At 72.9% G+C, this 19277-nt stretch carries 18 protein-coding genes and 1 tRNA gene; 4 read left to right on the forward strand and 15 right to left on the reverse strand.

Annotation, left to right across the window (positions count from 1 at the left end; all coding sequences use genetic code 11):
• Window positions 1-13: 13 nt before the first annotated feature.
• A complete protein-coding gene (locus QPK52_RS03110; protein ID WP_410535436.1) occupies window positions 14-994 on the reverse strand; it encodes an acetylxylan esterase in 981 nt (326 codons plus the stop codon).
• A gap of 320 nt (window positions 995-1314) precedes the next feature.
• Between QPK52_RS03110 and QPK52_RS03115 the strand changes: the two genes are divergently transcribed.
• Both QPK52_RS03115 and QPK52_RS03120 read left to right on the forward strand, forming a co-directional pair.
• The gene (locus QPK52_RS03115; RefSeq protein WP_410535437.1) at window positions 1315-2511 is read left to right on the forward strand and encodes a thiolase family protein; all 1197 of its coding nucleotides are present in this window, start codon (window positions 1315-1317) and stop codon (window positions 2509-2511) included.
• 97 nt (window positions 2512-2608) lie between these two features.
• Complete coding sequence (locus QPK52_RS03120) at window positions 2609-4060, forward strand: lipase maturation factor family protein (protein ID WP_410535439.1); 1452 nt, start codon at window positions 2609-2611, stop codon at window positions 4058-4060.
• Between the two features lie 16 nt (window positions 4061-4076).
• Here the strand turns inward: QPK52_RS03120 and QPK52_RS03125 are convergent, their stop codons facing one another.
• The gene (locus tag QPK52_RS03125; RefSeq protein ID WP_410535441.1) at window positions 4077-5396 is read right to left on the reverse strand and encodes an NAD(P)/FAD-dependent oxidoreductase; all 1320 of its coding nucleotides are present in this window, start codon (window positions 5394-5396) and stop codon (window positions 4077-4079) included.
• A gap of 329 nt (window positions 5397-5725) precedes the next feature.
• On the opposite strand from QPK52_RS03125, the gene QPK52_RS03130 reads away from it, so the two are divergent.
• A tRNA-Pro gene (locus tag QPK52_RS03130) sits at window positions 5726-5799 on the forward strand.
• A gap of 68 nt (window positions 5800-5867) precedes the next feature.
• Here the strand turns inward: QPK52_RS03130 and QPK52_RS03135 are convergent.
• From QPK52_RS03135 to QPK52_RS03155, 5 genes are all read right to left on the reverse strand, one after another.
• Complete coding sequence (locus QPK52_RS03135) at window positions 5868-7142, reverse strand: tyrosine-type recombinase/integrase (protein ID WP_410535443.1); 1275 nt, start codon at window positions 7140-7142, stop codon at window positions 5868-5870.
• Entirely contained in the window at window positions 7142-7339 is a 198-nt protein-coding gene (locus tag QPK52_RS03140) for a helix-turn-helix domain-containing protein (protein WP_269744182.1), read from the reverse strand. The genes QPK52_RS03135 and QPK52_RS03140 overlap by 1 nt, the downstream gene beginning before the upstream one ends.
• 219 nt (window positions 7340-7558) lie before the next feature.
• Window positions 7559-8734 carry a DUF3631 domain-containing protein gene (locus QPK52_RS03145; protein ID WP_410535445.1) on the reverse strand — a complete coding sequence of 392 codons (1176 nt, stop codon included), beginning with the start codon at window positions 8732-8734 and terminating at the stop codon, window positions 7559-7561.
• Window positions 8735-9077: 343 nt separating this feature from the next.
• On the reverse strand, window positions 9078-9971 hold the full coding sequence (locus tag QPK52_RS03150) for a bifunctional DNA primase/polymerase (protein WP_410535447.1): 894 nt from the start codon (window positions 9969-9971) through the stop codon (window positions 9078-9080).
• Window positions 9968-10672 (reverse strand): DNA methylase, encoded by a 705-nt coding sequence (locus tag QPK52_RS03155; protein ID WP_410535448.1) that lies wholly within the window; start codon window positions 10670-10672, stop codon window positions 9968-9970. Before QPK52_RS03155 ends, QPK52_RS03150 begins: the two co-directional genes overlap by 4 nt.
• A gap of 104 nt (window positions 10673-10776) precedes the next feature.
• On the opposite strand from QPK52_RS03155, the gene QPK52_RS03160 reads away from it, so the two are divergent.
• Complete coding sequence (locus QPK52_RS03160; RefSeq protein WP_410535450.1) at window positions 10777-11712, forward strand: HNH endonuclease; 936 nt, start codon at window positions 10777-10779, stop codon at window positions 11710-11712.
• A 131-nt stretch (window positions 11713-11843) separates the two neighbouring features.
• On the opposite strand, the gene QPK52_RS03165 is transcribed toward QPK52_RS03160, so the two are convergent.
• The 8 genes from QPK52_RS03165 to QPK52_RS03200 all read right to left on the reverse strand — a co-directional run bounded on the left by QPK52_RS03165 (window position 11844) and on the right by QPK52_RS03200 (window position 18878).
• The gene (locus tag QPK52_RS03165) at window positions 11844-12140 is read right to left on the reverse strand and encodes a hypothetical protein (RefSeq protein ID WP_410535451.1); all 297 of its coding nucleotides are present in this window, start codon (window positions 12138-12140) and stop codon (window positions 11844-11846) included.
• 220 nt (window positions 12141-12360) lie between these two features.
• On the reverse strand, window positions 12361-14469 hold the full coding sequence (locus QPK52_RS03170; protein WP_410535453.1) for a hypothetical protein: 2109 nt from the start codon (window positions 14467-14469) through the stop codon (window positions 12361-12363).
• 2 nt (window positions 14470-14471) lie between these two features.
• Window positions 14472-16034 (reverse strand): hypothetical protein, encoded by a 1563-nt coding sequence (locus QPK52_RS03175; RefSeq protein ID WP_410535454.1) that lies wholly within the window; start codon window positions 16032-16034, stop codon window positions 14472-14474.
• Between the two features lie 127 nt (window positions 16035-16161).
• Window positions 16162-16494 (reverse strand): RRQRL motif-containing zinc-binding protein, encoded by a 333-nt coding sequence (locus QPK52_RS03180; RefSeq protein WP_410535456.1) that lies wholly within the window; start codon window positions 16492-16494, stop codon window positions 16162-16164.
• Complete coding sequence (locus tag QPK52_RS03185) at window positions 16491-17651, reverse strand: hypothetical protein (RefSeq protein WP_410540173.1); 1161 nt, start codon at window positions 17649-17651, stop codon at window positions 16491-16493. The genes QPK52_RS03180 and QPK52_RS03185 overlap by 4 nt, the downstream gene beginning before the upstream one ends.
• Window positions 17651-18286 carry a GGDEF domain-containing protein gene (locus tag QPK52_RS03190; RefSeq protein WP_410535458.1) on the reverse strand — a complete coding sequence of 212 codons (636 nt, stop codon included), beginning with the start codon at window positions 18284-18286 and terminating at the stop codon, window positions 17651-17653. The genes QPK52_RS03185 and QPK52_RS03190 overlap by 1 nt, the downstream gene beginning before the upstream one ends.
• Window positions 18283-18618 (reverse strand): hypothetical protein, encoded by a 336-nt coding sequence (locus tag QPK52_RS03195; RefSeq protein WP_410535460.1) that lies wholly within the window; start codon window positions 18616-18618, stop codon window positions 18283-18285. Before QPK52_RS03195 ends, QPK52_RS03190 begins: the two co-directional genes overlap by 4 nt.
• Window positions 18615-18878: a DUF6284 family protein gene (locus tag QPK52_RS03200; RefSeq protein WP_410535461.1), complete on the reverse strand. Its 264-nt coding sequence runs from the start codon at window positions 18876-18878 to the stop codon at window positions 18615-18617. Before QPK52_RS03200 ends, QPK52_RS03195 begins: the two co-directional genes overlap by 4 nt.
• Window positions 18879-19277 lie beyond the last annotated feature (399 nt).

The following is a 19277-nucleotide window of genomic DNA, read 5'->3' on the forward strand; positions in this document are numbered from 1 at the left end:
CCTCCCCAAGGGGTCAGGCGGACGCCAGGCCGTGCCCGCGCAGCCACAGCAACTGCTCCCACTGCTGCGAGGAACGGCCTCCGGCGTGGTCGCCGAAGTGCCACACCCTGATGTCCTTGTCCTCCCCCGCGTAGCGGTGGTAGGCGGCGAAGACCGTCGAGGGCGGGCAGACCGGGTCCATCAGACCCACGCTGAACAGTGCGGGAGCGGTGGCGCGGCGCGCGAAGTGCAGGCCGTCGAAGTAGTTCAGCGTGGTGAAGACGGACTCGGGGTCGATGCGCCGGTGCACCCCGAGGTAGTGGGCGATCTCCGGATACGGGCCGGCCGCGGCCAGTTCGGCGCCGCGCCGGAAGTGGCACAGGAACGGCACGTCCACCAGCGCCGCCGCCACCTTCTCCGGCGCCAGCCCGGCCACGGCCAGGGCCAGCCCGCCTCCCTGGCTGCCGCCCGCGACCACCACCCGCCGCGGGTCCACCGCCGGATGCTCGCGCACGGCGTCCACGGCGCGCACGCAGTCGGTCATCAGCCGCCGGTAGTAGTGGCGGGCGGGGTCGTCCAGGCCGCGGGTCATGAAGCCGCCGACGTACTGCGGGGTGGTGTCCGGGTCCGGGTCGGGGGTGTCGTGGCCCTGGCCCCGGCTGTCGACGACGAGGGTGGCGTAGCCTGCCGCGCTCCACAGCAGGTGCTCGATGTACAGACCGCGGCCGCCGCTGTAGCCGATGTAGTTGACCACCGCGGGCAGCGGCCCGTCCGCACCGCGCGGCAGGATCAGCCAGGCCGCGACGGGCTGGCCGTCCCAGCCGGGGAAGCGGACGTCGAACACCTCCACGGTGCTCAGCGGGGCGTCCTCGACCCGCCGGTACTCCGCCGGCCCGGGCGCCGCCGCGCGGGCGGCGGTGAGCGTCTTGGACCAGAAGGCGTCGAAGTCCCCGGGCTCGGCCACCTCGGGCCGGTAGGCGCGCAGTTCCTCCAGCGGAAGATCGGTCAGCGGCATGCGGATGTCCGTCCCCTCATAGCGACAGCGATAGAAAGCGCTTTCCCGGGAAAGCTACGTTCCGCCGCGGCCCCGGTCAACGGTATCCGCCGCACCGCGGGCCGGACGGCTGGGGCGAGCACCCTTCCGTGCGTCCGGAACGTACTCCTCTGCCCGGTGCCCCGTTTCCGGCCCCCCACCCCGGCCGGTCCCGGGACCGTGGGAGACCGCGGGCCGGGCACGGTGCCCGTGCCCACCCTTCCGGAGCGACGGGTGTGTGATCGGCCATGCCCGCCGACCGCTTCTGGCCATCCGGGTGCGGCCCTGCCAGGATCCATGCCATGGCCAACGATCTCCTGCGTGATGTGTATGTCGTCGATGCGGTGCGCACCCCGATCGGCCGGTACGGCGGCGCCCTGGCCGGAGTGCGCCCCGACGACCTGGCAGCCCACGTCATCCGGGCCCTGGTCGACCGCACCCCCGACCTCGACCCCGCCCGCATCGACGACGTCGTCCTCGGCAACGCCAACGGCGCCGGCGAGGACAACCGCAACGTCGCCCGCATGGCCACCCTCCTGGCCGGCCTCCCCGCCACCGTCCCCGGCGTCACCGTCAACCGGCTGTGCGCCTCCGGCCTCGAAGCCGTCCTCCACGCCGCCCGCGCCATCGCCTGCGGCGACGCCTCCATCGCCATCGCCGGCGGCGTGGAGTCCATGTCCCGCGCCCCCTGGGTGCTGCCCAAACCCGAGCGCGGCTTCCCCGCCGGCCACCAGCAGCTGTACTCCACCACCCTGGGCTGGCGCATGACCAACCCCGCCATGCCCCCCGAGTGGACCGTCTCCCTGGGCGAGGGCGCCGAGCAGGTCGCCGACAAGCACTCCATCACCCGCGAGGCCCAGGACGCCTACGCGCTGGCCAGCCACCGCAAGGCCGCCGCCGCCTGGGCCGACGGCGTCCACGGCGCCCAGACCGTACCCGTGCCCGGCACCGACCTGACCCGCGACGAGTCCATCCGCGACACCACCTCCCCGGAGGCACTGGCCAAGCTCAAGCCCGCCTTCCGCCCCGACGGCGGCACCGTCACCGCCGGCAACGCCTCCCCCCTCAACGACGGCGCCGCCGCCCTGCTGCTCACCGACGAGGCCGGTCTGAGGGCCACCGGGCGCGAGCCGCTGGCCCGCATCGGCGCCTCCGCCACCACCGCCCTGGAACCCAACCTCTTCGGCCTCGGCCCCGTCCGGGCCGTCCGCAACGCCCTGGCCAAGGCCGGCCGCACCTTCGCCGACCTGGACGTCGTCGAACTCAACGAGGCCTTCGCCGCCCAGGTCCTGGGCTGCCTGGCCGAATGGCCCGACCTGGACCCGGCCGTCGTCAACCCCCACGGCGGCGCCATCGCCCTGGGCCACCCGCTGGGCGCCTCCGGCGCCCGCCTGGCCGGCGCGGTCGCCCACCACCTCGCCGCCACCGGCGCCCGCACCGGCCTCGCCACCCTGTGCATCGGCGTCGGCCAGGGCCAGGCCCTGGTACTGGAGCGCTGAGCGGGGGCGCACAGCCGTACGCCCACCCGTACGACCGCCTCTCCTGCCACCGGGGCCCGCCGCATGACGGCGGGCCCCGGTGGTATCCATCTGCGCCATGGAGTGGGAATGGTTCGCGGCACCCGACTACTGGCTGAGCCGCCTGGTCCTCCAACGGGGCCTGGCCGCCGTCTACCTCGTCGCGTTCGTCTCGGCGGCGCTGCAGTTCCGGGCGCTGATCGGCGAGCGCGGCCTGACCCCGGTCCCGGACTTCCTGCGCCGGGTGCCCTTCCGCGCCTCGCCGAGCCTGTTCCACCTGCGCTACTCCGACCGCCTCTTCGCGTCCGCCGCCTGGCTGGGCGCGGCACTGTCGGCGGCGGTGCTGCTGGGCGCGGCCGACCGGGTGCCGCTGGCGGTGGCCATGGCGATGTGGGCGCTGCTGTGGGTGCTGTACCTGTCGATCGTGAACGTCGGCCAGACCTGGTACGCGTTCGGCTGGGAGTCGCTGCTGCTGGAGACCGGCTTCCTGGCCGTCTTCCTCGGCAACGCGGACGTCGCCCCGCCGCTGCTCGTCCTGGTCCTGCTGCGCTGGCTGCTGTTCCGGGTGGAGTTCGGCGCGGGGCTGATCAAGTGGCGCGGCGACCTGTGCTGGCGCAGGCTGACCTGCCTGGACTACCACCACGAGACCCAGCCGATGCCGGGCCCGCTGAGCTGGTTCTTCCACCGGCTGCCGCGCCCGCTGCACCGGTTGGAGGTGGCGGCCAACCACGTCACCCAGCTCGCCGTCCCCTTCCTGCTGTTCCTCCCGCAGCCGGTGGCGAGCTTCGCCGGGCTGGCCGTGGTCGTCACCCAGCTGTGGCTGGTGGCGTCCGGCAACTTCGCCTGGCTCAACTGGCTGACGGTTCTGCTGGCCTTCTCCGCCGTCGACGGCTCCCCCGTCGCCGGCGCGCCCGCCCACGGCCCCACCCCCCTGTGGTTCGGTGTCGCCGTCATCGCCGTGACCGTGCTGGTGGCGGTGCTCAGCTACCGGCCCGCACGCAATCTGCTCTCGCGCCGCCAGCTGATGAACGCCTCCTTCGACCGGCTCCACCTGGTCAACACCTACGGCGCCTTCGGCAGCGTGACACGCGTCCGCCACGAGGTGGTGATCGAGGGCACCGCCGAGGAGCGGATCACCGATGCCACGCGCTGGCGGGAGTACGGCTTCAAGGGCAAGCCGGGGAACCTGCGCCGGCTGCCGCGCCAGTACGCGCCGTACCATCTGCGGCTGGACTGGCTGATGTGGTTCGCCGCGCTCTCGCCCTCCTACGCGGCCCCCTGGTTCACCCGGCTGCTGCGCAGACTGCTGGAGAACGACCCCGACACCCTGCGGCTGCTGCGCACCAACCCCTTCCCCGACACTCCGCCCGCCCACGTACGGGCCCTGCTGTACCGCTACCGCTTCACCACCTGGCGGGAGCTGCGCTCCACCGGCGCGTGGTGGGACCGCGAGCTGATCGGCCCCTACGGGCCGCCGGTCTCCCGGCGCCCCGCGGAGCCGGGCACGGGCACGGACGCGGACGCGTCGTGAGCCGTCGGGGGGACCGTCAGCCGCGCAGCCGGGCCGTCTCGGGCGAGGCGGTGTCCAGCGGCACCGACCATGCGTCCAGCACGCCGAGCTGGACGGCCTGCCGCCGCAGTACGGCGTCCAGCGCCCAGTCTGCGGCCACCCGGATCCGGTTGCCCGGCATCGCGGCGAGGTGGTAGCCGCGGGTGACGAGGTTGGCGATCGGGCCGGACAGCGGGATGCCGAAGGGGTTGGCCGCGGCCTGCACCCCGCCCAGGTCGACGACGAAGCCGAGGTCGCTGTGCTTGTACGGGCGGCGGGTGCCGACGCCGTAGGAGGCCATGATGTTGTTCGCGGCCGTCTTGCCCTGCCGGTGCGCGTGCTGGGCGGTCATCGCCGTGTACTGGCCCGGGTTGGTCAGGTCCGGCACCGCCGCGGCGTCGCCGCAGGCGAACACGTCGGGGTGGCCGGGGACGTTCAGATACTCGTCGACGATCAGCCGCCCCTTCTCGGTCGGCAGGCCGAGCTGCTCCACCAGTGGATCGGGCCGCACCCCGACGCACCAGATCAGCGAGCGGGTGGGAACGAACTCCCCGGTGTTCAGCAGGACTCCGTCCTTGGTGGCCTCCTTCACCGAAGTTCCCGTCCGCACCTCCACACCGCGCTTGCGCAGCACCCGGTCGGCGGTCTGCGCCAGCTTCTCGTCCAGGCCCGGCAGCACCCGGTCCGCGATGTCGAGCAGCATCCAGCGGGGCCGGGCGTCGGCCGGCATCCCTGCGGCGCTGCGGGCGTGCTGGCGGGCGAGGGAGTCGGTGAACATCTTGCCGTGGGCGGCCACCTCGGTACCGGTGTAGCCCGCGCCGACGACCACGAAGGTGGTGCGCGCCCGGCACTCCTCCGGGTCCTCGGCGTTGGCGGCGAGGGCGATCTGCCGGCTGATGTGGTCGCGCAGGTACAGCGCCTCCGGCATGCCCCGGAACCCGACCGCGTGCTCGGCCACCCCGGGGATGGGCAGCAGCTTGTTCACGCTTCCGACGGTGAGGACGAGCCGGTCGTAGCCCAGGCTCTTCTCGGTCCCCTCGGGGTCGGTGTAGGTGATCGAGCGCCCGTCGAGGTCCACACCGTGGACCTCTCCCAGCACCAGCCGCACCTTCGGCAGCGTCCCGGCCAGCGACACCGAGACTCGGCGTGCCTCCAGGAGCCCGGCCGACACCTCGGGCAGCAGCGGCAGGTACAGGAAGTAGTCGTTCGGGTTCACCAGCACGATCTCGGCCGCCCCGCGGAGCTTCCGCGACAGCGTCCTGGCGGTCTGGTAACCGGCGAACCCGGCTCCGACGATCACAATCCGGGAACGGCTCACGTGCGACTCCAGTCCTCGGGACCAACGACCAGGGCAACCGCGTTTCCCGCCTGCGTCCCGGCAAACCCGCTCCGGTGCCCGCCACGGCCTTCCGCCGCCCCTCCCCCGCCGCCGGCTCCGTCCGCCGCGTGGGTTCTTCCCGTACGTCGCTCCGGGCCTGCGATCGCACGACTGCGCACGCTCGGTGACGAAACCGCCACCCAGGGCTCGATCGGGAATGAAAGCGATCTTCCGTCGCCGCCCCTGAGGGGTGAGCGAGCACCTCCCGGAATGCGGTATGGTTTCTGTGCGCGAACGGCGAGGGACAAGATCCCGAACCGGGAGAGCATCGGGACGTGGCGCAGCTTGGTAGCGCACTTGACTGGGGGTCAAGGGGTCGCAGGTTCAAATCCTGTCGTCCCGACACTGGTCAGAGGCCCCCTGGGATCATCCCAGGGGGCCTCTGACATCAGCGGCTGACATCAATCGGGGTCACCCGGGCGGCCGGGCGACGTTGTCTCCCTCTCCCCCGTCCTCCGAACCCAATGCTTCCTCCATGCGCTCGGCCGCGGCCTTGAGCGTCGTCTCCATCACGTGCGCATAGGTGTCCAGCGTCATGGTGATCGTGCTGTGCCCCAGCGTCTCCATGATGGTCCGGGCGTCCACCCCCTGAGCCAGCAGGAGCGAGGCGCAGGTGTGCCGGAGATCGTGCACCCGCACCCTGCGCACGTTCGCGTTACGGCAGAGCACGGTGAGCATCCGGTTCAGGCTCCGCGGATCGGTCGGCCGGCCGGTGGGCGTCGTGAAGACCAGCCCGTTCGGCTGATGCGGGAGCGGATCCCACTTCAGCCCAGCGGCGGCCCTCTCGGTGCGCTGGGCCGCCTGGCGCTCCCTGAGGGCGTCCACGCACCGCCGGGGCAGCGAGATGGTGCGTTGGGAGCGAGCGGTTTTCGGAGTGCCGAAGACCAGCTCTTTCTTGATGCGCTGGAGGTTGCGGCGCACTCGGAGCTGTCGCCTGTCGAGGTCGATGTCGTCCCAGGTGAGAGCGAGCACTTCCCCACGGCGCAGGCCGGTGGAGACGAGCAACAGCCACAGGGCGTACAGCCGATGGAGCCGGGCCGCCTTGAGTAGCATCCGCGCCTCGGTCCGGTCCAGCGGCCGCACTTCCTGCCGAGCGACCGGAGGTGTCTCCACGATGCGCGCCACGTTGCGGCCGACGAGTTCTTCCCGCACCGCCTGTTGCAGAGCCGACCGCAGCACGGCGTGGACGTACTGCACTGTGCGCGCGGACGGCCAGCGGCGGCAGCACCTCCCCTTGGCGCAGCATCTCCGCTCGTCCTCGGCGCGGTTCGCGTCCAGTCCCCGCAGGCAGCACAGGCATCCGTCGCGGAACTCCGCGAGGAAGCAGCGTACGTCGGCGGGGCCGAGCCGATTGAGTTTCTTCCTGCCGAGTGAGGGAGCGATGTACAGGCGGGCCATCACCTCGTAGCTCATGAAGGTGGAGGGCTTGAGTCTCTCGGCAGCCACGGCTGCAAGCCAGTAGACGAGGTAGTCCCCGAACGGCATCGCGGAGGTGGCGGCGGGAATTCCCTGCCGGGTCTTCTCCTGGATCTCGGTGAGCTTCTCGGCTACCTCGGCGCGGGTCTTGCCGTAGACGAATTTGCGAACGCGGGTGCCGTCCGGGCGATAGACGTACGCGGCTGCCTGGTAGCGGCCGTCCTTGCGTTTGGTGATGGTGCCCTCGCCGTTGGCGCGGCGCTTGGCCATCAGGCAGCCTCCTGAAGCTTGGAACGGATGTATGTGCGGAGCGAGTCGGCGGGGACCCGCCGGGAGCGGCCTTCGGTGTAGCTGGGCAGGGTGCCGGAGCGGATCAGGTCGTAGACCTTGCTCCGGCTCATCCGCAGCGCGGCCATGACCTCGGGGACGGTGAGGACTTCGTAGGTGTCGGGCAGAGCTGAGCTCATGCGGGCGTCTCTCCTCAGCAGCGAACGACGGGGTAGGGCGTTGCCCTCTCCTCTGAGGTCCGCTACATCCGCCACGCCGCTACATCGCAGGTCAGCGACGGGTTCGGTGTAGCGGGAAGGGTGCGTGTAGCGGCTACGTCCCCTCTCGGAAGCGGTCCGGCTGCCCCGGGCGATGGGCTCGGGGCAGCCGGACGTAGCCGCTACACCGGGCGGGGTGCGCTACACGGACACGGGCTGTGAGCTGGGGTGTAGCGGCTGGAGCGGATGTAGCGCACTTTCCGGAGGGGGCGGGCAGTAGCGGGTCCAGGCGTCGTGCAGGTCCTCGGCGTGGTAACCCTTGAGAACTCCCCCGGCGGTGCGGATGTTGCGGGAGGCGATCGGGTCACCGTCGGCGGTGACGTACTGGCTGAGCATCCGCGACAGCCGCCGGGAGTCCAGCGGGCGGCCGTCCAGGTCGGCCCAGGGCGCGTCGTCCAGCGCGTTGAGCCGATCCAGAATGGCGACGGTGGGTAGCTTGTCCACCCCGATCAGCACGTGGTCACGCAGATCGGTCAGCAGACGAATGCCGAGGCTGGCCTTGTCGTTGACCTGGGATGCCTTGACCAGCGTCAGGCAGGCTTCCCGCGCCCGGCGCGGCCAGTCGCCCCCGGCCGCGTCCGCCACTGCGATCAGCGGTTCCCACACGTCGGCGGGCCGGTCGGCCACCCCCTCGGGTAGTTCGGGGTAGGCGCCAGCCACCTGCTCCTGGATCGTCTCGGCCCAGGCGGCGAGCCGGTCGCGCAGCGCGTTACCTTCAGCGACGTGTATGCGGGTACGGAACGGCTCCACCTTCTCGTTGCGGGCCCGGCGGCGCATCCGGATGATGACCGAGCGGGTCAGGATCGTGTCCGGCAGCGAGCCGAGTCCGGCGACGGCCACCGCACAGAACGAGGGGAAGCCCTGCACCTGCTGGTTGGCGCCGTCTCCGACGCACCGGTACATCACCCGGCCCCGGGTGTGCCCGGCGTTGAGGAAGCCGCGGAGCTGCTCATTGTCCCCGGCCTTGGGACCGAAGACGGTGTCGATCTCGTCGAAGAGGATGGTGGGCCGGCCGCCGTCGAGTCCGGCCACCGAGCGGAACAGCGCAGCGGCGGAGGCGTCGACGGCGGCCATGGAGCGCGGCACCAGGGTCTCCACTACCTCCAGCGCCCGGGACTTCCCCGACCCTGGCTCCGGGGAGAGGAAGGCCAGTCGCGGGGTGGAGTCGAAGGCGTCGAGCAGGTGCGCGTGGGCGTCCCACAAGGTGACGGCCACGTAGGCGGCCTCGGTGGGGAAGACGTTGAAGCGCCGGTGGAAGCGCTCGACGGCATCCAGCAGCTCGGCCCCGTCGAGGGTGGTGGGTTGGGGGTTGGTCATGCGGCAGTCCTGCTTTCGGTGCGGTGGCGCAGGGGGCAGTTCTCGCGGTGTGCGGTGTGGGCGTCGATGAGGGCGAGGACCTGACGGTGTCCGACGGCGCTGCGGTCGTGGCCGCACGCGCACCACGAGTGGGCGGTGGGCACCGCGCCGCGGCCGGGCGCGGCGAGGTGCAGCCACGCGACCGGGTACCGGCCGTCACCACGACGCGGGTTCGAGCGAGAAGGGGACGGCCTGCGGCCGACGTTCCTTGGGCCGCCTCCGGCTGCCGGGGGTGCGGCTCGGTCGGCGGCGGGCGGCCGGTCGGGGGCGGGGAGGCTCTTCAGGCGGGCAGCGGCAGGGTGGCTCATGCGCTCCTCCGCTGCGGGTTGTGCGCGATGGACCAGTCCAGCCCGGAGCGGAGGGTGGCGCGGCACTCGGCCGGCGGCAGACCGGCCGCCTGCCCCGCCCCCTGAAGAGCCTCCTCCACCACGTGCCGGGGGAGGTCGCCGGATGCGACGAAGCGTCCCAGGGCGCGGGCGGCCCGCAGCAGCGCGGCGTTCCGCCCGCCCTCCTGGGCCGTGGCGACGGCCGTCGTCTCGTTGCGCAGCGCCGCATCCGCGTACCGGGACGCCCGGGTAGTGGCCGCCCCCAGCACCACGGCCGGTGCGGGCCGGGGTGCGGGGCGCAGGGCGGCCAGCAGCCAGGTCGGCAGCGGCGCCACCGGGCGATCGTCCTCGATCTCGTAGGGGCGGCTGCCGACCGTGCTGCCGGGGGCGACGACGTAGCCGCCCCAGGCCCGGGTGTCGATCTTTGCCGCGAGCCTGCCCTTGGTGCTGGGCAGCCGCACCCCGGCCGGGGCGGTGAAGTACAGGTGCCGCCCACTGCTCGCGGTCCGCACCGTGAGGGTGGTGGGGACGGGCTGCCCGGCGCGCTCGCAGAGCGCCGCAAAGGAGGTCACGCCGTCAGGCGTTCCGTCCGGTTCTTCGGGCTTGGGCCGGTCGAGGTCGACGACGACCAGTCCGGAGGGGCCGGTGGCCACCCCGATGCCGTAGGGCCGCTGGGCCCACGCCTGCCGGATGCGGTCGGGGTCGGTGGTGGCGCGCTGCTCGGGCTTGCGGTGCCCGTGCGCGCAGCGGCCGGTGTGCGGGCAGCGGGCCTCGGCGTGCCCGGCGGGGACCTTGCTGCCGGGGCGCAGCGGGAAGACATGCCAGCCGCGCTCGGCGGCGGCCAGGGCGGCGGCGAGCAGGATTTCGGTCATGCGGCCACCGCCCCGGTGCCGGCCGCCGCGGTGAGGAAGGCTCGGCCGATGTGTTGGGTATAGGCGGGTGGGATGGCCTCGGCGATCTCCCGCCGCACGCCGGTCCAGTCGATGCCCATGGCAGCCTGCCACTGGGCGACGGTGCCCTTGCCGCCGCCGTCGCCGTAGACGGCGAAGTACGGGCCCTCGAACCACCGTCCGTGGCGCATCCCGGCCACCCGGCCCCGGTGCGGGCGGTGGGCCGGTTGGGGAGCGGGGACGCCGTGCAGCTCGAAGTAGCGGTGGCGGATGACGGCCAGGGAGAACATCTCCCCGCACAGCATCAGGTCTTTGCGGATCGGGGCGCCGGCGACGTTCTCCATGACGAAGGGCCGTCCGGTGGACAGCAGCGCGGCCCGGCCGGCGGGGATGAGGTCGGGATAGGTGCGGCCCCGGTTGGTGCCCTTAGTCAGCGCACTGTGGTGCTGGCACGGCCAGGAGGCGTGGATGAGGTCGAAAGTGTGCCCGTGCTCGCGGATGAAGGCGACGGCGTCGCCCTGCACGAAGGCGAAAGGGTAGTTCGGCTGCGGGGCGACGTCGACGCCGGTGACGTCGAAGCCGGCGCGGTGGTAGCCCATGGCGGCGCCACCGGCGCCGCAGCAGGCGTCCAGCAGCCGCGGACGACGGCCGAACGCTCGCCGGAAGAGGACGGGTTGGGTCATGCTGGAGACCTCCTGAGTCTCTGAACGGAGATGGGAGAACCGGGGCAGCCGCGATCTTTGGCGAGAGGCGGCTGCCCCGCTGCATGGCGAATTGAGGGGGCGGAATGACCACTGCATGGCTGGTGCTGGCTCTGGGGGACAAGCGAGAGCACGGCGGGAATGACGGCTATGACGATGACCCGGCCGAGCACTACAGCTGGGACAGCACCGTCCAGAACCACGCCCGTGTGGCGGTGGGAGACGTGATCGTCCTTTGGGACAAGAAGAAGTTGATCGGCATCTCTGTGATCGAGGCCATCGACACCGGCACCGCCGAGAAGGCGCTGTACTTCTGTCCCCGGTGCGGAAAGGCCGGTATCAAGCGGCGCCAGCTGCAGAGGCCGGCGTATCGCTGCTACAAGTGCGGAGCACTGTTCGACACCCCGGATCGCAAGATCAAGATGGTGACGACCTACCGATCACGGCACGGCCAAGTCTGGATGGACGGGCGCGGCCTACTCTCAGGCGCGGAGCTGCGAGCCCTGTGTGATTCCCCGAAGTCGCAACTGAGCATGCGCCCCATGCGGTGGGAGAAGCTGCAAGATGCACTCCTGGCCATCGCCGATGAGGCTGAAGCACTGGACGAGTTGGAAGAACGGGCCCGGCTGACCATTCCAGGAGGCCATCGGGAATCGGTGGTCCGGGTACGAGTCGGTCAAGATGCATTTCGCAAACAGTTGCTGCGCGACCAAGGGGAAATCTGCGCCTTCACCGGCCCCGCCCCGGCCACCGTTTTGGAGGCCGCCCACCTGTACAACTACGCCGAAAGTGGCGAACACCACGACTACGGCGGCTTGTTGCTGCGCCGTGATGTCCACCGACTCTTCGACCTCGGCCGGATCGCAGTGAATCCGGAGACCGGCACCCTCGACATCAGCGGTGATCTGCACGCGTACCCGATGTACGCCGACCTCCACGGCAAGCCGCCAGCAGTCCGACTGCGGCCGGAACACCTCACTTGGCTCAGAGCTCACTGGCACGCTCACCGACCACAGACGTGACCAGCGGCGAGCGGACAGCGACGCGGAGCGTGCGTCATGGGTCATGCTGGAGACCTCCCGAGGTCTGTTGAGGACTGGGAGTTCCGGAGCGGACCGCGGATCCTTGGCCGGGAAGCGGCCCGCTCCGGGCGTCACTTGCCCTTGGGGCGGGCGAGGTGGAGGAAGGTGCCGATACCGACCGGGCCCGCCAGGGTGCCCAGCAGGGCGGCGGTGCGGACGGCGAACTCGAACAGCGCCAGGGCGGCGGCGGCCAGGCCGATGAACCCGAACGCGACGGCCAGCCCGACGGCGAGCGGCACCGCGTAGGCGGTGGCCCGGCGCCGCGGGGGCGGGGTGTGGACGATGACGACGGTGCGGTCGTCTAAGCGGTGGTAGAGATCGGCGGGCAGGTGCGGGGCGAGGTGCCCCGGCGGCTCACGGCGGTCCATGACGGCCTCCTTGAGGGGTGGGTGTGCGGAAACGCAGAGCCCCGCCCGGCGGGTGGCGGGGCGGGGCTCTGCTTGTCGTGCGTCTTGTCATCCGGCTTGTCGTGCGGGGTGTCGCTTGTCTTGTCTTGTCGCTTGTCGCGCCGCAGGTCATAAGCCGTTTCCGGCCCTCATCGAGTCGTCTGGGAGGCTACGTGCGGGTGGGGTGACAGGCGACAGGCGGTCACTGCTCGGTGGGGTTGTCGGGTGCGTGGCGGTGGTGGACGTAGCGGGCTTTGGTGCCGGTGCCGACGCGCACGGCGGTGCCGTCCTCGGTCCAGCTCTTGAGCCAGCCGACGACGGTCTGCCGGGTGGTGCCGTACTCGTCGGCCAGTGCGCGGGCGATGGCGGAGGCTCCGGTGCCCTCGGGGCCGGCGGCGAGCAGCAGCGCCAGCGCCGCATCGCGGGCCGGATTGTCTCCAGCCTTGAGGGCGGAGAGGTTCAGCCCGCCCGGTGCGGGCGGCTGCGGCTCGTCCGGTTCGGCCGCGCCTGCTTCGGGGGCGGTGGCGAACTGGGCGTCGATCTGCTCACGGAAGCGCCGGGCGAGTTCCTCCTCGTCCGGCTCTGCGGTGGGCAGCTGCTCGCTACGGAGCGCGGAGAGGTTCAGCCCGCTCGGCTGGTCGGTCTGCTGCCCGTGGCCGGTGGCGGCGGGAGTGCTGGGCTGGTCGCGCATCCAGGCGGTGCGGTCCGCGTCCCAGCGCCGGGCGTAGGCGTCTCCGGCCGCGGTGGCGGACGGGGCGTCGAGGGTGGGGTGGCGGTCGGCGGTGGCGGCGGTGATGTCGCGGATCTGGTTGGGCAGGATCCGCCAGGACTTGAACAGCGCGGCCGGGGACTCGGGAGTGCCCATGAACCCGGCGCCCTTGTAGGGAGCCTGGTCCACCCGCAGGCCGCGGGAGCCGGGGAACTGCTTGGACAGGTCCATGCCCTCGGTCTCTCCGCCGGTGAGCGCGACGCGGACCTTGGCCTCCCGGCGGATCATCAGGTTGCCCAGCACCGCGCCGGTGGCCCCGAGCGCGGTCAGCACGGTGCGGATGCCCATGGCGCGGGCGATCCGGATCACTTCCAGGATCTTGGCCGCGAGCATGCGGGAGGACTTGTCGCTGCCGGCCAGGATCTCCGCACCCTCGTCGATGACCAGCATGATCTGCGGAATCTTCGCGCTGATGGGCAGCAGGTCGGTGTTCGCCTGGGCCATCAGGTCCTGGTAGACGGTCTTGCGGTGCTTGGCGACCCGCACCGCAGTGTCCAGCATCAGGGCCGCTTCCTCGGGGGAGGCGGCCAGCCAGTCCACCCCGGGCCGCATCCCGTCGACCGGCCGCCCCTCGCGGTCGAGGGCGGGGCGCACCCAGGGCAGGCCGGCCGATCCGGCGTTGAGGTCGATGATCCAGGTGAGCACGTCTTCTGCGCGGGCGAACCCGGCCAGGATCGTGTGGACCATGTTGGTCTTGCCCGAGCCGGTGGGGCCGACGACCAGCGCGCACTGCTCGCGCAGGTAGGCGCGGATCTCCTCGGCGTTGGTCCGCAGTCCCCAGGGGATGCCGGTCAGGACCGACAGGGGCCCGTAGTCGGTGGGGTAGGTCACCTCCTGAGCGAGCACGTTGACGGTGGTCACGTCGACCAGGACGCGGCCCTGGTCGATGCCCGGGGAGGCGGTGGCGGTGCAGCCGTGCGGCAGCCGGGCGTCCGCCGACAGCTTGGGCGCCTCCCGCGCGATGCGGTCGTAGGTGGCCCCGCCGGGCGGCAGGTCGGCGTCCAGGGTGAAGCCGGTGCCGGTGGGCCACATCTCCACCGCCCGCACCCGCACGGTGATGCCGCAGACCCGCTGGATCCGGTCGACCCATTCGGCGGCGATGGCCCGGCGTTCGGCGGACAGCTCGGCGGCGACCTGGCGTTCGGCGGCGGCGATGGCCTCCAGCTCGCGGGCCTCCTCGTGCAGCAGGGTGGCGCGGGCGGCGGCGCCGATGCCGACCCCGAGGGTGGCCAGCGAGCCGAGCGCGGCCCAGGACAGCGGGCCGGAGGTCATGGCCCAGGTGGTCCAGCCCGCACCAACCAGCCAGGAGGCGGCCCGCATGCCGATGGTGCGGGCCGACAGGCGGTCGCGGAGGCTGGTTGCGGTGTGGCCGATCGCTCCGGCCGCGCCGATGGCCAGCGCCCAGCCGGGCGGCATGCCGGCAGCTGTACCGGTGGTGGCGACGGCGAGGCATCCGGTGGTGGCGGACAGGGCGCCGGTCACGGGTCCGTGACCGGCCGCCCAGTCCCACACCGGCCCCGTTGAGGCGGTGTTGGTGGTCATGGTCAGACGTTCCATCCCTTCTCGGCCTGGGGCCCGTTGCGCGGGTCCTCGTGGCGGGCGATGTCGGCCTCGTGCACCCTGCGGAACAGCGGGCCCATCTCCTCGGCCTTGTCCATGGCGCCCACCAGCGCGGCGTAGATGTCCTCGAATCCGGCGGCGACCTCTTTCTCCAGTGGGAACTCCTCATCCGCACGCTCGGCCAGGATGCGGAAGGTGCTCGCGATGGAGGTGAGGGCGGCGGGCAGGTTCTCGACCATGGCGAGGATCTCCATGGCGCCGTCAGGGGTGTAGGTGCGGGCGGCCTCCTCCATCTCGGCGGCGGCCTCTTCGAAGCGGAAACCGGTCACGTGCACAACCTCCACAGGGTCGGCGGTGGGGTGGGTGGGGAGCAGGTGGGTGGGCCGCTGTACGCGGTCGGCCATCTCGTTCGGGTCCTCCTCGGCCGCGGCGGCGGCCTCCTCGGCCTCCAACGCGACCCGGATCTCCGCATCGCGGGCGGCGCGCTCCTGGTAGGCCCGGCCGACCAGGCGCCGGTACAGGCGGCGGCCCGGGTACATCAGCCACGCCCAGCCCAGGCGGCGCCCGAGCGGGGTGGAGGCCAGCCCCAGCAGACCGAGCGGGGCAGCCAGCAGCGCGGCCAGCAGTCGGCGGCCCTGGAACCGGGCCGCCGACCGCCACAGCGCTTTCCGTGCCCGCTTGCGGGCCGGTGCCGTGCGCACCGCCTCCCGCTGCCCGTCCAGGTGCCGGGCCGCCGAGCGGTCCCGCGCCGCACGGGCCCGGTCCAACGCCGTGCGGCGGGCCGCGCTCGTTGAGCCCAGCGCCCTGGCCGCGGTCCGTCCGACCGGTCCCTTACCGGCCAGGGAGGCGGTGCGGGCCTGGTGCTTCGCAGCACGGCGGGCATCGGCCACCGCGCGGCGCGCCCCGGTCGTCTCAGCCCGGCGTGCGGCCCGCGTCGGGGCCGCCGCACGGGCCGCCTCCCGCACGGCCCGCGCCTGGGCCGTTCGCCCGCCGGCGCGGCCCGGCCGGGTGCCGGCACTGGCGGATGCTGTGCGGGCCCTGGGCAGCGATCCGGCCCGGCCCGAACCGGCAGCCCGGCGGGCGGCCTTGCTGTTGGCACCGGCCGTACTGATCTGGCGGCCCGCGCCGTTCCTCTTGTTCAGGCTGGTCGGCTGCTTCTGCAGTGGCACCCGGCCGGTCCCGCCCCTGCGGGCACCGCGTGCCCCCGGGGCCGCTCCGCCCGCCGTACGGGCGGTGCCGATGCGGGCGGCCCGCGCCGTACCGCGCCGGCCGCGCCGGGTACGCGCGGCGGCGGCCGTGCCGACGACGACCGCGCCCGTGGCGGCAACGGCCAGCGCCGCCGGTCCGCCGACCAGCGCGGCGGCCCCGAGCAGGGTGGCGGTGGTGTTCGTGCCGGTCACCGCGAGCGGAACGACCGGCCAACCGCCGGGCGTGTGGTCCACCTCGGCGGCCGGCGCGGGCGCCGGTTGCTCGGGTACCTGCTGCGGCGGCGGTGCGTCCGGCGGGGCCTCGGGGCCCGCTACCGGCGTGAGAGTGGTGTCGGTCATGCTGAGTGCACTCCTTGTTCTGGGAGAGCGGGCCCGGCCGAAGCTGTGGAAGGTGGACGGCCGGGCCCTGATCTGGTGTGTGGTCCGGGACGGGTGAGGTGCAGACCTCGCCCGTCCCGGACCGCCGCTAGGCGGCACGGTCATGCGGATAGGCGCAGGGCACGCAGGTGCCGAGCGAGGGGGGCAGGGTGTATCCGGCGTCCCGCCCGCAGACGGGGCAGGTGCGGCGGGCGGTGTTCGCCCGCTCCAGTGCCGCCCACCGGGCGGGCGTCATCGGGCGGACCGGTTTCGCACGGTCGATGCGGTACAGGTAGGCGACCAGCGCCCCGCGCCGCCGTCGCGGACGCCGCAGCACCGCGGCCACGTCTTGTCCGCCGGGGCGCAGTCCCATCGCCCGTAGTTGGCGGCGGGTGGCCAACCCGTCCGGGGCCAGACGCCAGGGATAGACCGGCAGCGTCACGGGGTGTTCTCCTCCTGGGACATCACCGCGCCCCAGGCGGTGCGCACCCGCTTCTCACCGCCCACGTATCCGGCCTCCCGGAAGGCGGCCACCGCCTGCCGGTAGGACATCGGCGGATCATCGGAGTAGCGCAGGTGCCGCAGCACCACCACCAACTGCTCGTCGCTCAGCGGCTCACCCGGCCGCGGAACCGCAACCCTGGCGACGGCGGCCACCTCCGCCAGCGTCACGGCCCGCTCCACCGGCCACCACACCACCTCATCCGGGCCCGGCATGTTCGAGGGCGTCACGGCCGTCACACCCCCTGCCGTCACGGCTTCCGGATCGGGTGGTGTGTCCGGCCCGTCGGTGTCGGTGACCTGCGTGTCCTCGGCGTCACGGTTCTTCGTGGGGCCCGTGTCCCCGGCGGGCCCATCGTCCCGTGCCGGGGGTGGCGTCACGCCCGGCGTCACGGCCGGTGTGGCGGAGGGCGTCACGGGCTCCGCAGCGGGTGTGACGGAGGCCGGAACGGGCGCGGCGGGCACGGTGAACATCTCGCCCAGGGCGGCGTCCGCGCCGGTGGTGAGGCGGTCGCGCTGGACGATCAGCAGCCGCCCGCCCAGCGCGGTGTCTCCGGCGCCGACGGTGCGGGCCAGCTTCCACGCGGTGCGCTCGGCCTTGGCCCGCGCCTTCTCGTCCGGGTGGTTGGCGGCGACCGCGCGGTGATAGGCCAGCTCCCGCACCACCGCGGCGGCCCGCGCCTCGGCCTCGGCGTCGCGGCCGTCGGTGTGGACCACGATGCGGCGGGCCAGGAACGCCATGCCCTCGGCGGCCACGCACATGCCCATCGGGGTGACGGCGTAGATGACGGTGCGGCCCGGCCCGTCGGCGGCCATGGCCGCCATCACCGAGGCGGCGGCCGGCAGCAGCCACAGCCCGGCCCTAATCGGCCAAGGGGAGGACTGCCCCAGCATCGTCAGCCCGAGCAGCACCAGCGCCAGCACCGCGGTGGCGCCCTCCCCGGCCGCCACCGCTCCCAGGGCGGTGCCGGAGCCATAGGCGCGGCTGATGTTGCTGAACGTGCCGATCCCCCCGGCCACCCCGGTGGCCAGCATCGGCAGGAACGCGGCCGTGAGCACGACCTTCTGTGCCGTGGTCAGCGTCCTGGGCGCGGGCATCATGCCGCCCCCTTCCCGGCGGTGCCGGGGCGTCCGGCGCGGCGGCCGTTGACCGTCGCCACCGAAGAGGCGGCAGCGTCGGCGATGTGCCAGCCGCCCCCGGTGCGCTTGGCCGCGTACATCGCCTCATCCGCCCGCCGCAGCGCCCACGACAGCCCGGCGCCGGGGACGGTGGCCACCGCGCCCACCGAGGCACCCACCGCGAGATGCTGCCCCTGGTGGGCGAACGGGGCGGTGATCTCCCCGTGCAGACCGCCCAGCAGCCACGCAAGCGCCACCGGCTCCGGCACGACGGCGGCGAACTCATCCCCGCCCAGCCGGGCCACGACGCTGCCCGGCGACCGCTCCAACGCGTCCTTCAGGCTCGCGGCGGTCGCACGGAGCGCCACGTCTCCGGCCGCGTGGCCGAAGGTGTCGTTCAGCGCCTTGAAACCGTCCAGGTCGATGACGACCACGGCGGCGGCGTGTCGAGCCAGGATCCGCGCGGCCTTGTGCTCGAACTCCTCACGGGTGGCCACCCCGGTCAGCGGGTCACGGCGCGCGGCGGCCAGATGACGCCGCAGCCACACACCATGGGCCGCCCAGCCACAAGCCAGCGGCCCGGCAGCGGCAAGCGCGGTCCAGATCTCGCTCATGCCGCCACCTCCCCGGCACCGGCCGTGGCGGCGGTCCGGCTGTAGCCGACCAACCGGACGCGGGCGCCGGCGTAGTCGACCGATGCGGTCAGCACCCGGGTGCGGCCACCGCTCTGCTCGCCGCAGGCCACGCTGCCCGGGGCGATGCCCAGGGCCTCCCGCCACGCCTCGTAGGCGGCCAGGTCGTCGTGGAGCGCCAGCTCCAGCCGGTCGGGGTAGACATCGGTCACCGTCACGCACGGGGCGGGAAGGTGCGGGTGCTCCGTGGCCAGCAGGCGTAGCGCCCGCAGCGGAGCACCCAGCTCCCGCAGCGACAGGGCGGAGGTGGTCATGCGCCCACCCCCGACAGCCCGGTGCCGCGCTGGTTGGCCAGGGCGCGGCGGGCGGCCAGCACCCGGCGCCGGGCCCGCCGGATCCGGCGGGCGTCCAGCTCCGACATCGGCCGGTCCAGCACCGTGATCTGCGCGTCCAGCAGCTCGACCTCGGCCACGATGAGCGGCATCTCGGCGTCGATCGCGTCCAGCTCGGCCGCCGACGGCTCCCCACCGGCCGGATCGGCGCTAACCGCCTGAAGTGGAACACTGTGCTTCATGGGTCGTGGACTCCTTCAACACGAGGAACGGCCCAGCAAGGCGGCCCCGGTGTGCCAGCACCGGGGCCGCGGCCGTAGAGCAGGAACATCCGGCTCCCCTCGGCGCTGCTCGTACGAGACGAGCAGCGGAGGCAACCGGCCGCAGCACACAAGGTGCTGCGGACAGGTGAGCAGGTGTCTCGCCTTCGGGAGCGCGCTCCCGTTTCAGGCGTGCGAGACGGTGACCTTTCGGTCTCGCCCTCCGGTTGACCAGGGGTCCGGGTCCCTCGCCCCGCTCTGTCCCGGGGCCCTTGGCGTGCTCAAGTAGACCTAAGGTGGACCTGAGATCAGGTCCTCTTTAGGACTTGAGAAGACCATAGACCCTCATCGACAAGTCCTCAAGAGGAGTAGAGGACAGGA

It is taken from the genome of Streptomyces sp. KL2 (assembly GCF_046529545.1).
GTDB lineage: Bacteria > Actinomycetota > Actinomycetes > Streptomycetales > Streptomycetaceae > Streptomyces > Streptomyces radiopugnans.

Coding starts and splice junctions, on each gene's coding strand:
- QPK52_RS03195 (WP_410535460.1), bottom strand. CDS start 18,618: ATGACCACCTCCGCCCTGTCGCTGCGGGAGCTGGGTGCTCCGCTGCGG.
- QPK52_RS03145 (WP_410535445.1), bottom strand. CDS start 8,734: ATGACCAACCCCCAACCCACCACCCTCGACGGGGCCGAGCTGCTGGAT.
- QPK52_RS03115 (WP_410535437.1), top strand. CDS start 1,315: ATGGCCAACGATCTCCTGCGTGATGTGTATGTCGTCGATGCGGTGCGC.
- QPK52_RS03175 (WP_410535454.1), bottom strand. CDS start 16,034: ATGACCGACACCACTCTCACGCCGGTAGCGGGCCCCGAGGCCCCGCCG.
- QPK52_RS03140 (WP_269744182.1), bottom strand. CDS start 7,339: ATGAGCTCAGCTCTGCCCGACACCTACGAAGTCCTCACCGTCCCCGAG.
- QPK52_RS03150 (WP_410535447.1), bottom strand. CDS start 9,971: ATGACCGAAATCCTGCTCGCCGCCGCCCTGGCCGCCGCCGAGCGCGGC.
- QPK52_RS03155 (WP_410535448.1), bottom strand. CDS start 10,672: ATGACCCAACCCGTCCTCTTCCGGCGAGCGTTCGGCCGTCGTCCGCGG.
- QPK52_RS03200 (WP_410535461.1), bottom strand. CDS start 18,878: ATGAAGCACAGTGTTCCACTTCAGGCGGTTAGCGCCGATCCGGCCGGT.
- QPK52_RS03120 (WP_410535439.1), top strand. CDS start 2,609: ATGGAGTGGGAATGGTTCGCGGCACCCGACTACTGGCTGAGCCGCCTG.
- QPK52_RS03160 (WP_410535450.1), top strand. CDS start 10,777: ATGACCACTGCATGGCTGGTGCTGGCTCTGGGGGACAAGCGAGAGCAC.
- QPK52_RS03185 (WP_410540173.1), bottom strand. CDS start 17,651: ATGCCCGCGCCCAGGACGCTGACCACGGCACAGAAGGTCGTGCTCACG.
- QPK52_RS03110 (WP_410535436.1), bottom strand. CDS start 994: ATGCCGCTGACCGATCTTCCGCTGGAGGAACTGCGCGCCTACCGGCCC.
- QPK52_RS03170 (WP_410535453.1), bottom strand. CDS start 14,469: ATGACCACCAACACCGCCTCAACGGGGCCGGTGTGGGACTGGGCGGCC.
- QPK52_RS03165 (WP_410535451.1), bottom strand. CDS start 12,140: ATGGACCGCCGTGAGCCGCCGGGGCACCTCGCCCCGCACCTGCCCGCC.
- QPK52_RS03135 (WP_410535443.1), bottom strand. CDS start 7,142: ATGGCCAAGCGCCGCGCCAACGGCGAGGGCACCATCACCAAACGCAAG.
- QPK52_RS03190 (WP_410535458.1), bottom strand. CDS start 18,286: ATGAGCGAGATCTGGACCGCGCTTGCCGCTGCCGGGCCGCTGGCTTGT.